The organism is Streptococcus sinensis (assembly GCF_000767835.1).
Lineage (GTDB): Bacteria > Bacillota > Bacilli > Lactobacillales > Streptococcaceae > Streptococcus > Streptococcus sinensis.
Genome location: NZ_JPEN01000044.1, coordinates 1 through 10,339 on the forward strand (window position 1 = coordinate 1; position 10,339 = coordinate 10,339).

Below are 10,339 nucleotides of genomic sequence, written 5' to 3' on the forward strand. Positions count from 1 at the left end.
TACAGCAAAATAGGCTCCATAATCCCTATGGTGGTTTTACCCACTACAGAAATTATAGAGCCTGATTTTTCACCATTTTCAGCAACATGGCAAGGTCTACATCGCGGTCATCCATTATAAGCATGATGAAACGGAGGAGAAGATCCTGCAAGCCTTTGGCAAAATCAAGCATTTCATCAAAGCTAAAACGGCCCGCAAGGGAGCAATGGAGCTTTCGGTAGAAGTATTCTGTAAGGATGAAAATCTGGCTTTTGTGGATAAAATCCGAGCTATCGAGGACATCAATGATATTACCCTTATCCAGTATAATGGTGAATACCACGGCTAATCTGGTTATTTATCCTATTTTCCCACAGCTGTTATGAGCTATACTCGTTTACAGCTGTGGATGACCTAGGGTATGCTGAGAGCTTTTGTATTCTTCTGAAAGGAGTAAATAGTTATGACAATTTTATTAACAGGTGGAACAAGTTTTATCGGAAGCCATACGGTAGTGGAATTGCTTGATGCTGGTTTTGAGGTAGTTCTAGTTGATGACTTTTCTAATAGTTCTCCCGAAGTTCTGAATCGATTAAAAACCATCACAGGACAAAACATTCCTTTTTACAGAGGATCAATCTTGAATAAAGATTTTTTAGACAATGTTTTTTATGAAAATGATATTCAGGCGGTCATTCATTTTGCTGCCTTTAAGGCTGTTGGGGAATCTGTAGAGCAACCTCTGAGATATTACCATAACAATATTTCTGGTACCCTTTCTTTGCTGGAAGTAATGGTCAAGCATCATGTAAAAAACATTGTTTTTAGTTCCAGTGCCACGGTTTATGGTATGAATAATCAATCCCCTTTAATAGAGGATTTACCTACATCAGCGACCAATCCTTATGGACAAACCAAGCTGATGATCGAGCAAATCTTAAATGATATAGTGCAGTCAGATCCAGAATGGTCAGTGACCATTCTCCGTTACTTTAATCCCATAGGAGCTCATTCCAGTGGTTTGATTGGAGAAGCACCAACAGGAATTCCTAATAATCTAGTTCCCTATATTACACAGGTTGCGGCTGGGAAATTAAAGGAAGTGAAGGTGTTTGGTGATGACTATGATACACCCGACGGGACGGGCGTACGTGATTATATTCATGTTGTTGACCTAGCAAAAGGCCATGTCTTAGCCCTCAAACAAAATCTAATAAGCCAAGGAAGTGCAATTTATAATCTTGGTACAGGTAAGGGATATAGTGTGCTAGATCTGATCAAAGTCTTTGAAAAGGTCAATCAGGTAATAGTTCCCTATAGTATCACATCGCGTCGTTCTGGCGACATTGCGACTTGCTTTGCTGATGCCAGTCGAGCTCGAAAAGAACTGGGCTGGATAGCTGAAAAAAACTTGGAAGACATGATGCGGGATTCCTGGAAGTGGCAAATCAGTTTGCACGATTGAATAGATAAATCGACAAAAGTTGTGGGACAAACGTGGTTTAAAAAGCTTTGACAATAGCAGCATATCATATCCTAGGTGCGACATTTGTCTTTAGCCAGGAGCAGGTCTTAAAGTAAAGGGCAGTCGTTCTCCTATGACAGAGAATCACTTGGCTGGATAGCAGACGATTTTCTTCTTTTTGAGGAAAATCTGTAATTGGAAGGCTATATCTTTCGGAAATGTTCTCTTATAAAAAATTTTTATGGCTGAAGCTATAGCAAAAAGAGCCTAATTTTGGTAAGATTAAAGGGCTTGGAAAAGACAGGCGAGCAAGCCTAGGAGGAATAAAATGAACAATCTATTGGTCCTGCAATCGGACTTTGGTCTGGTAGATGGAGCTGTGTCAGCTATGATTGGAGTGGCTTTAGAGGAATCGCCGACGCTAAAAATCCATCATTTGACCCATGACATAACCCCTTACAACATCTTTGAAGGAAGTTATCGGCTCTTTCAGACAGTGGCCTACTGGCCAGAAGGAACGACTTTTGTCTCGGTCGTAGATCCAGGTGTTGGTTCCAAACGTAAAAGTGTAGTTGCCAAGACCAGTAAAAATCAATATATCGTAACCCCTGACAATGGAACGCTATCCTTTATCAAAAAACATGTCGGCATCGTAGCCATTCGTGAGATTTCTGAAGTGAAGAATCGCCGTAAGAATACCGAGCATTCTTATACTTTCCATGGGCGGGATGTCTATGCCTATACAGGTGCTAAGCTGGCTAGTGGTCACATCAGTTTTGAGGAAGTTGGCCCAGAGCTGAGTGTCGAAGGAATTGTCGAAATTCCTGTTGTAGAAACAAGGCTGGCGGAGAATTTTGTTGGTGGTGCTATTGATATTTTAGATGTTCGCTTTGGCTCACTTTGGACTTCGATTACTCGTGAGGAATTCTGCACGTTGGAACCGAACTTTGGCGACCGTTTTGAAGTCACTATTTACAACAATGACATGCTGGTCTATCAAAATCAAGTGACCTATGGCAAATCCTTTGCAGATGTCCGAATCGGTCAGCCGATTCTCTATATCAATTCACTTTATCGGGTTGGTTTGGCTATCAACCAAGGTTCCTTTGCCAAGGCTTATAATGTGGGCGTCGGTGCCCAATGGCATATTGAGATTAAGCGCATAGAAAATTAAAGGAGAAGAAAATGAATAAGAAATTTTTAGATACAAAGTTTACCATTAAAGAAGTTGTTGCAACAGGAATTGGAGCTGCACTTTTCGCAGTCATTGGTATGATCAGTGTTCCGACACCAGTGCCCAATACGAGTATTCAGCTGCAGTATGCCGTTCAGGCACTCTTTAGTGTCGTCTTTGGTCCACTTGTCGGCCTCCTGATGGGCTTGATTGGCCACGTTATCAAAGATGCCATGGCTGGCTACGGTCTCTGGTGGTCATGGATTATCGCTAGTGCCTTCTTTGGTTTTATTCTTGGTTTGTTTAAAAATCGCATCCGTGCAGCAGAAGGTGTTTTTGAAGTGAAAGACATCGTCAACTTCAATATCTTCCAGCTTTTGGCCAATGCTTTTGTCTGGCTCTTGCTCGCTCCGATTGGCGACATCTTGATTTATAGCGAGCCAGTCAATAAGGTCTTTATACAAGGCTTTGTGGCAACTCTTTCCAATGGAGTGACAGTTGCTGTAGCAGGAACCTTGCTCTTACTAGCCTACGCCCGTACTCAGACGCGCTCAGGTAGCCTTAAGAAAGATTAATCGTACTAGATGTTACAGAGTCTGGGACAGACTGCCATGAGGGCTGCTGCGTCCACACTCACAGAATAATGAAACCTGAGAAGATTACGTATAAAAAAGATTTCAATTTTTAAAAATCTTAATTATTAGGCCCTTCAAATCTATAATTAAATGCGAAAAGCGAACAAAGCAGAATTCTGATTACCAGAAAACTAGTTTTGTTCGCTTTTTATATTTGAGGTCGGACTTTTGTCCCAGACTCTTTTTGTATTTACATCGAGGAGTTTTAGATTGACTTCTTGTAAGTTGTTATCATTGACATTTCATCATGGAGGTGTATAATAGTTGTAACAAATAACATTACAATTTAAAAGCGAGGAAATTTATGACATACGAATACAATAGCCGCATTCATTTGGCAGAAGTGGTTTTGAATGTTAAAGATCTGGCGAGCCAGACCACATTTTATCATCAAGTGATTGGTTTAGACCTTCTTTTTCAAAAAGAAGATCAAGCGATTTTGGGTGTTGGAGGAAAAGCACTTGTCCATCTGATTCAGACTGAGCAAATGACAAGTGTTAAAGATAGCTATGGGCTTTATCACTTGGCGATTCTCCTGCCAAGTCAAGAGGATTTGGCGAATATTTTCAAGCATATCGCCGAGTTAGGAATTCCCCTAATCGGTGGAGCGGATCATGGATATAGTGAAGCCCTCTATCTGGAAGACTTGGAGGGAAATGGTATTGAACTCTATCGAGATAAGCCTGTATCTGAGTGGGACATTCGTGAGGATGGTCGTATCATCGGTGTAACGGAGGAGCTAGATGCGCAGAATATATATGAGCTTGGTCGAAAGTTGGAGCCTTTTGTCATTGCTCCAAAAACCCGGATGGGACACATTCATTTGTCTGTTAAGGATAGCCGCCTTGCTACAAAATTTTATCAAGAAGTGTTTGGCTTGCAGGATAAATTTACTCTGCCATCAGCTAGTTGGATCGCATCGGGAACTTATCACCACCATCTAGCAGTGAATGAATGGGGTGGGAAAAATTTGGCACTGCGAGAAAAAGCCTTCCCTGGACTGGCTTACTACGTTATTGAAGTAGAGAGTAAGGAAGACTTACTTGGCATCTACAAGCGGGCGCAAGAGCAAGAGGCCGCGGTCACTTGGCTTTCCTCTAATGAACTGGAAGTCACGGACATGAACGGGATTGTGACCCGTGTGCGAAAGGGATAAGGAAGATCAAGTTTTTATTCATGTATTCAGATAATCAAGTGAAAAGGAGGCTGGGACAAAAGTCCTAGCCTCTCAATTGTTTTTGGATTGTCGAGCAAGACGCAGTGGTTGAGTGGACTCTACTAGGCTGATTTCATCAGCTTTTACAGCCCTACTCAACTGTGCGGAGGTGGGACGACGAAATTGAATTCTAACGAATTACCGATTTCTGTCTCACTTTCTTTTTTCTTAGGTCTATAAAATAGCTCCAGCTATGATTTGCAAATAAAATATAACTTTATGTAATATATATATTGCATTATTTAAGATATATTGTATAATGGACTTATGAAGATGAAAGGAGCGTAGATATGAATAAGAAAGTGAATGATCTGCATATACTGCTTATTTGTCTTGTATCGGTGACAATTCTACTAGTTGTGGGCATGATTCAAAAAAATCAAACCTTTATCATACTCGCTTGTGCTGATGTCACCCTTGGCTGTACTTTCTACGCCATAGGTGGGCAAAAGAATGATGATAAGGATGGTGACCATGGCAAAAAATCTTAAGCTCAAGATGGCACGGGTTGAGCATGACATGACCCAAGGTGACTTAGCTGATGCTATTGGCGTGACCCGTCAGACCATAGGCCTGATTGAGGCAGGCAAGTACAATCCCAGTCTTAGTTTATGCTTGGCCATTTGCAAATGCCTCAATAAAACGCTGGATCAGTTGTTTTGGGAAGAATAGGAAGAAAGTGAGAAAGAAGATGAAGGACAGAATACAAAAAGTCTATACAGATGAACGGACTGTACAGCTTGAGAGAAAATTAGGAAATGAAATAGCTTTTTTTGCTATCATTTTGCTTGTTATTTCTATTTTTATCAAAATCATGATTTGGCATGTGCCAGTAGAAGGCTACTTACCAGAAATCTTGATTATTTTAGGGATGGAGCTATATGCAGGAATTCGGAGCTGGCAGCTGGGTCTAGACATCAGACGCCATCATCCAACTAGTAGTGTTCGCACACTCAGAAGTCGTTTGGCTAACGGAGCTATCTTAGCGATTGTAATCGTGGCTGTTCAGATGTTAGGTGGAAATTCAGCTATTCGACCATTCTTTCGCCATCATCCATTTTTACAATTTATTTTTATTATTGCGCTGATACTGGTTCTCTCTAGTATTTTAGACAAGGGAGTCAATTATTTTTATCAGAAGAGACAGGTTTTATTAGACCAAGAACTAGAAAATGATGAGAATTAGAATCAATGAATCTTCAACTTATAAATAAGAAAGTGAGAAAGAAAATGAAGAAGCAGCCTGTTATAAAAGATGAACGAACAGAGAAATTGGACGGCAAAGTTGCGGGAGAACTAGTGCTAGGAATGTTTCTTTTCTTGGCTATCTCTGTGTTTTTCAAAGCCTACGTCCTCCATCTAAGCTTGCTGGCCTATCTGCCAGAAGGTATTCTGCTTACCCTGGTAGGTCTATATGCCTTGCTTCGTCGCTTAAGTCTAGGGATTGATGTTCGTGATATGGTGAGAGAGGAAAAATGGCCAGAGCGTTTTGGCGGTGGAGTCGTCTTTGCTTTCATCGTTATGGGTATTGATTTCTTGGGTCAGCGAGAAAGTCTGGCTAGCATGTTGAGCATTTTGTATCTGCTCAAGCTGGCTCTTGCAATGATACTGTTTATGCTTGGAAGCTTGACCATGGACAAGATCAGTCTTTACCTAAACGGCAAAGGTCAAGCAAAGCTGGATCAGGAATTGGAGGATGAAGAATGACTTGGTGGAGACGATTGATCTGGGTTGGCTGCGTTTTCTTAGCCTTGGCCTTGTATATGCTCCCTATGCTGTTTCAGCAGCTAGCAATAACTTATCAATTTCACAAACAGTGGACCATTGGTCTTGGGCTTTTGCTGATTTTCCTCACTTTGCTGGTCTTTGTCGTGGTAGCAAAGAAGGCTGGAATCTTATCTCAGTCTGGAAAAATCTTTCAACAAGGAGACGGGAAGCGAATTGCTCTAGGCCTCTTAGGCATGTTGCTTATATCTGTCCTTGGGACGGTATTACTCCAGTGGCTGCATGGAGAAGTGACAACGGCTAATCAGGCATCTTTGATGGAGGAGTTCCGAAGAGGAGATATGATTTCGTTCCCCATCATGCTTGGAGTTTTAGCGCCTATCGCAGAAGAAATTATTTTCCGTGGCATCATTCCTCTAAAAATTTTTAAGGGCTATGAAAGCTGGGGCTATATCATAGGCGGACTGCTCTTTGCGATTTTTCATGGCCCAACCAATATTATGTCTTTTGTGATTTATGGTGGTGCCTCTGTGATTTTGACCTTGCTGGCTTATCGAACTCGGCGCTTGGAAGTCAGTATCGCAGTTCACATGATAAATAACGGACTTCCTGCCATTCTTATGTTGTTAATCCCTATTTTTGGAGTAGAAGTATAGGAGCTTGAAATGAGAATAAAACTTATTAAACGTCAAATCTTAGACGAACGCGAAGAACAACTGGTCAACAAGGCTGGGATGGAGAGTTTCAGTCTCATGCTATGTGGCAGTTTAGCTTTATATATGGGTTCTGTAGCTATGAATGGGGGAGTCGTTCACTACCAGCCCTTCTTGCTTTTGATTGCCATTGCCTCTCTTTATTTCATGTATCGAGCTCAGCATCTGGGAGCTAACTATTACAATAGTTTCAGTCTGACTATCTGGGGTTTGCTGGCTGCAACAGGATTTCTGACCCTTTTGATTGCCTGCCAGAATTTTCAGCTCAATCATGCTATTTATCATAATAGTGTTTTTCACCCCATGTTTCTATTTGTTATTTTAATTACTTTTGTCATTCACTTTCCTTTTATGCTAATGGTCAATATTTTCTTGGAGACTCTCAGCAAGTGGCAGAAGAAGCTCTTTGAAAAGTATTTGGAAGAATTGGAGAAAGAGGGCTGACTTAGCTTTTCCGCTGAAAGATTTCAGCTCTACTATTTTTCAAACAAATAAATTGCTCAGCTTTTCTTCTCGCGATATAATGAAAGAGTTGAATTAAAAATTCAGATAATTTAAGAATAGAAAAGAGAAGAAAATCTTATGGCAAAAGATATTCGCGTCCTACTTTACTACAAATATGTTCCGATTGAGAATGCTGAGAAATTTGCAGCTGATCATCTGGCTTTCTGTAAATTCATCGGTCTGAAAGGCCGTATCTTGGTGGCAGATGAGGGAATCAATGGAACGGTTTCTGGTGATTATGAAACCACTCAAAAATACATGGATTATGTGCATTCCTTGCCGGGCATGGAAGACCTTTGGTTCAAGATGGATGAAGAAAACGAACAAGCTTTCAAGAAAATGTTTGTTCGCTACAAGAAAGAAATTGTGCACTTGGGCTTGGAAGACAATGATTTTGATAATGACATCAACCCGCTGGAAACGACAGGAGCTTACTTGTCACCTAAGGAATTTAAGGAAGCTCTCTTGGACGAAGACACTGTTGTCTTAGACACTCGTAACGACTATGAGTACGATCTGGGTCACTTCCGTGGAGCCATCCGTCCAGACATCCGCAACTTCCGCGAATTGCCGCAATGGGTCCGTGATAACAAAGAGAAGTTCATGGACAAGCGCGTGGTGGTTTACTGTACCGGTGGTGTACGCTGTGAGAAATTCTCAGGCTGGATGGTGCGTGAAGGCTACAAGGGTGTCGGTCAGTTGCATGGCGGTATCGCGACTTATGGTAAGGATCCAGAAGTACAAGGTGAGCTTTGGGACGGCAAGATGTATGTCTTTGATGAGCGTATCTCAGTTGATATCAATCATGTGAATCCAGTCGTGATTGGGAAAGACTGGTTTGACGGGACTCCTTGCGAGCGCTATGTCAACTGTGGCAATCCAGAGTGTAACCGCCGTATCCTGACTTCAGAAGAAAATGAAGCCAAGTATCTCCGCGGCTGTTCTCACGAATGTCGTGTTCACCCTCGCAACCGTTATGTGGCTGAAAACGGCTTGAGCCAGGCAGAAGTGGTGGAGCGTTTGGCTGCGATTGGAGAATCTTTAAATGAAGTAGCTCCTGCATAAAGAGCACGAAACAGTCCAATTGGGCTGTTTTTTTGGAAATTTTTTCATATTCCTTAAATAAAAAAGTTCAAGCTAGAGCTGTGATTTGATAACTGATTTTTGGAGATGAAACTCTTCAATACGTGGTATAATTTAATTATGAAAAGCAAGAAGTGGAGGTAGAAAATGACTAAGAAAATTGATGTATTTGCTCATGTTCTTACACCTAATTTTTATAGGCAGATGCTGGAAATTGAACCCAAGCTACCGGAGAGATTTCCCTTTATCCAGCATCCTCAGCTGACTGATATAGAGTTGCGACGTAGTTTTTGGGATAAGGAGACCCAGCAGATTATTTCTTTTGTCAATATCAATCCCGAAGACTATGTTAGTTCTGAGATGGCAGCTGTTCTCTGCCGTCAGGCTAATGCGGAGTTGTCCCAAGTAGTGGCGGACAATTCTGATATCTTTGCGGCAGGTGTTGCTATGATTCCTATGAATCATGTGGAAGAAGCAGTGAAAATCCTCCAAGAAACAGCTGTTAATCCTCATCTGGCTGGTGTTCAGCTCTTTACTCGGGCTCTGGGATTGTCCATAGCTGACCCAGAATTTCACCTGATTTTTGAAGCCTGCTCCCGACTGGATCTGCCCATTTGGCTGCATCCCATCTTTGATGAGCGCAAGCCAGACAATAATATCATCTTTTCTTGGGAATATGAGCTGACTCAAGCCATGCTTCAGCTGGTTCAGACAGGTATTTTTCAGGAGTTCCCAGACCTGAAAATTATCGTCCACCATGCAGGAGCCATGGTTCCTTTCTTCAGTGAGCGGATTCGCTATATTCTGCCGGAGGACCAGGAAAAGGATTTTCACAAGTTTTATGTGGATACGGCGATTCTGGGCAATCCTAAGGCTTTGGAGCTTACTATTGAGTATTTTGGGGTGGATCGAGTGCTCTTTGGTACCGACCTGCCTTTAGGCATCCAGCCAGCCGGCGCGACCCAGGTCATTCTCCAAGCTATCGAAGATCTGCCCCTCTCGTCCGCAAATAAGGAGCAGATTCTGGCCGCCAATGCTCAGAAGATCATTTTCAAAGACTAAGGGAGGTTTAAGATGACAACACCCATCATCCATCTTTTTCGGCTGACAGTAGCAGACGGAAACCAGAGTCGTTTTCAAGCAATCGGTCTCAAGAATTTGACGACTTCTCAGGAACAGGAGCCTGGCACCCTAGCTATGTATGCTAGCCCCATCAAGGGTCAGGAGACTGTTTCCTATGTATTTGAGGTTTATCGCAGTGAAGAGGATTATCAGATTCACCGAGCTTCGCCCCAATACCAGTATTTTGTGACAGAAGCAGGGCCGCTCATGACGGAACGGCAAGCCTATGATGTTCAGCCGATTTTTTTGCAGGAAAAGCTGCCTGCTGGCCAATGGACTCAGCCGAATGATTTTTATCTGAAATTTGCTCAGGTTGAGGTGAAGGCAGAGGGGGCTACTGATTTTCAAGCTATTGTGACTGAGGAAATGGTGGCTTCTATGGAGAAGGAAACGGGAGTCTTGGCCATGTATGCCATGGCAGATGCTCAGAAATCGAATCGTTTTTATTTCTTTGAAGTCTATGCGGATGAGGCAGCTTATCTGAACCATCGAGAAACCCAGCATTTCAAAGACTATATCGAAGGCACAGCTGACCTTGTTTGCGATAAACAGCTTTATGATTTGTACAATGGCACCGCTATCAGTCAGGGAGAGCTCAAGACTTACAAGCGCTGACTCTATCTTATTTCATAAAAAACACTAAAGAATTTGGGATTAAAAAATGTACTGACCCCAAAAAGTTGGACAAAAAATATTAGTGAAAGGATTTGGTTCTGTACTGAA

At 42.1% G+C, this 10,339-nt stretch carries 14 protein-coding genes; all 14 read left to right on the top strand.

Going from position 1 to position 10,339, the window contains the following annotated elements:
* The first annotated feature begins 205 nt into the window (after nucleotides 1-205).
* The 14 genes from SSIN_RS11010 (at nucleotide 206) to SSIN_RS02930 (ending at nucleotide 10,231) form a co-directional block, all read left to right on the top strand.
* Nucleotides 206-328, top strand: a complete 123-nt coding sequence (locus tag SSIN_RS11010; protein ID WP_280513202.1) for a hypothetical protein — start codon at nucleotides 206-208, stop codon at nucleotides 326-328.
* Nucleotides 329-442: 114 nt separating this feature from the next.
* Complete coding sequence (gene galE / locus SSIN_RS02870; RefSeq protein ID WP_037615501.1) at nucleotides 443-1,444, top strand: UDP-glucose 4-epimerase GalE; 1,002 nt, start codon at nucleotides 443-445, stop codon at nucleotides 1,442-1,444.
* A 328-nt stretch (nucleotides 1,445-1,772) separates the two neighbouring features.
* Nucleotides 1,773-2,618: an SAM hydrolase/SAM-dependent halogenase family protein gene (locus tag SSIN_RS02875; protein ID WP_037615504.1), complete on the top strand. Its 846-nt coding sequence runs from the start codon at nucleotides 1,773-1,775 to the stop codon at nucleotides 2,616-2,618.
* Nucleotides 2,619-2,629: 11 nt separating this feature from the next.
* Nucleotides 2,630-3,193 (top strand): ECF-type riboflavin transporter substrate-binding protein, encoded by a 564-nt coding sequence (locus tag SSIN_RS02880; RefSeq protein ID WP_037615506.1) that lies wholly within the window; start codon nucleotides 2,630-2,632, stop codon nucleotides 3,191-3,193.
* A 364-nt stretch (nucleotides 3,194-3,557) separates the two neighbouring features.
* A complete protein-coding gene (locus SSIN_RS02885) occupies nucleotides 3,558-4,409 on the top strand; it encodes a VOC family protein (protein WP_037615508.1) in 852 nt (283 codons plus the stop codon).
* Nucleotides 4,410-4,759: 350 nt separating this feature from the next.
* Nucleotides 4,760-4,960, top strand: a complete 201-nt coding sequence (locus tag SSIN_RS02890; protein WP_037615518.1) for a hypothetical protein — start codon at nucleotides 4,760-4,762, stop codon at nucleotides 4,958-4,960.
* Nucleotides 4,944-5,141 (top strand): helix-turn-helix transcriptional regulator, encoded by a 198-nt coding sequence (locus tag SSIN_RS02895; protein ID WP_015605663.1) that lies wholly within the window; start codon nucleotides 4,944-4,946, stop codon nucleotides 5,139-5,141. The genes SSIN_RS02890 and SSIN_RS02895 overlap by 17 nt, the downstream gene beginning before the upstream one ends.
* A 19-nt stretch (nucleotides 5,142-5,160) precedes the next feature.
* Nucleotides 5,161-5,655 (top strand): DUF6773 family protein, encoded by a 495-nt coding sequence (locus SSIN_RS02900; RefSeq protein ID WP_037615522.1) that lies wholly within the window; start codon nucleotides 5,161-5,163, stop codon nucleotides 5,653-5,655.
* A 44-nt stretch (nucleotides 5,656-5,699) separates the two neighbouring features.
* Nucleotides 5,700-6,176, top strand: a complete 477-nt coding sequence (locus tag SSIN_RS02905; protein ID WP_037615524.1) for a DUF6773 family protein — start codon at nucleotides 5,700-5,702, stop codon at nucleotides 6,174-6,176.
* On the top strand, nucleotides 6,173-6,850 hold the full coding sequence (locus tag SSIN_RS02910) for a CPBP family intramembrane glutamic endopeptidase (protein ID WP_037615526.1): 678 nt from the start codon (nucleotides 6,173-6,175) through the stop codon (nucleotides 6,848-6,850). The genes SSIN_RS02905 and SSIN_RS02910 overlap by 4 nt, the downstream gene beginning before the upstream one ends.
* Before the next feature lie 9 nt (nucleotides 6,851-6,859).
* Nucleotides 6,860-7,351 carry a DUF6773 family protein gene (locus SSIN_RS02915; RefSeq protein ID WP_037615528.1) on the top strand — a complete coding sequence of 164 codons (492 nt, stop codon included), beginning with the start codon at nucleotides 6,860-6,862 and terminating at the stop codon, nucleotides 7,349-7,351.
* A 138-nt stretch (nucleotides 7,352-7,489) separates the two neighbouring features.
* Entirely contained in the window at nucleotides 7,490-8,476 is a 987-nt protein-coding gene (trhO, locus tag SSIN_RS02920) for an oxygen-dependent tRNA uridine(34) hydroxylase TrhO (RefSeq protein ID WP_037615530.1), read from the top strand.
* Between the two features lie 165 nt (nucleotides 8,477-8,641).
* A complete protein-coding gene (locus tag SSIN_RS02925; protein ID WP_037615532.1) occupies nucleotides 8,642-9,556 on the top strand; it encodes an amidohydrolase family protein in 915 nt (304 codons plus the stop codon).
* Nucleotides 9,557-9,568: 12 nt separating this feature from the next.
* Nucleotides 9,569-10,231, top strand: a complete 663-nt coding sequence (locus tag SSIN_RS02930) for a putative quinol monooxygenase (RefSeq protein WP_037615534.1) — start codon at nucleotides 9,569-9,571, stop codon at nucleotides 10,229-10,231.
* The last annotated feature ends 108 nt before the right edge of the window (nucleotides 10,232-10,339 follow it).

Bases quoted from the DNA above. Each gene is read 5' to 3' on its own strand.
- SSIN_RS11010 (WP_280513202.1), top strand. From the start codon at position 206: ATGGAGCTTTCGGTAGAAGTATTCTGTAAGGATGAAAATCTGGCTTTT.
- galE (WP_037615501.1), top strand. From the start codon at position 443: ATGACAATTTTATTAACAGGTGGAACAAGTTTTATCGGAAGCCATACG.
- SSIN_RS02875 (WP_037615504.1), top strand. From the start codon at position 1,773: ATGAACAATCTATTGGTCCTGCAATCGGACTTTGGTCTGGTAGATGGA.
- SSIN_RS02880 (WP_037615506.1), top strand. From the start codon at position 2,630: ATGAATAAGAAATTTTTAGATACAAAGTTTACCATTAAAGAAGTTGTT.
- SSIN_RS02885 (WP_037615508.1), top strand. From the start codon at position 3,558: ATGACATACGAATACAATAGCCGCATTCATTTGGCAGAAGTGGTTTTG.
- SSIN_RS02890 (WP_037615518.1), top strand. From the start codon at position 4,760: ATGAATAAGAAAGTGAATGATCTGCATATACTGCTTATTTGTCTTGTA.
- SSIN_RS02895 (WP_015605663.1), top strand. From the start codon at position 4,944: ATGGCAAAAAATCTTAAGCTCAAGATGGCACGGGTTGAGCATGACATG.
- SSIN_RS02900 (WP_037615522.1), top strand. From the start codon at position 5,161: ATGAAGGACAGAATACAAAAAGTCTATACAGATGAACGGACTGTACAG.
- SSIN_RS02905 (WP_037615524.1), top strand. From the start codon at position 5,700: ATGAAGAAGCAGCCTGTTATAAAAGATGAACGAACAGAGAAATTGGAC.
- SSIN_RS02910 (WP_037615526.1), top strand. From the start codon at position 6,173: ATGACTTGGTGGAGACGATTGATCTGGGTTGGCTGCGTTTTCTTAGCC.
- SSIN_RS02915 (WP_037615528.1), top strand. From the start codon at position 6,860: ATGAGAATAAAACTTATTAAACGTCAAATCTTAGACGAACGCGAAGAA.
- trhO (WP_037615530.1), top strand. From the start codon at position 7,490: ATGGCAAAAGATATTCGCGTCCTACTTTACTACAAATATGTTCCGATT.
- SSIN_RS02925 (WP_037615532.1), top strand. From the start codon at position 8,642: ATGACTAAGAAAATTGATGTATTTGCTCATGTTCTTACACCTAATTTT.
- SSIN_RS02930 (WP_037615534.1), top strand. From the start codon at position 9,569: ATGACAACACCCATCATCCATCTTTTTCGGCTGACAGTAGCAGACGGA.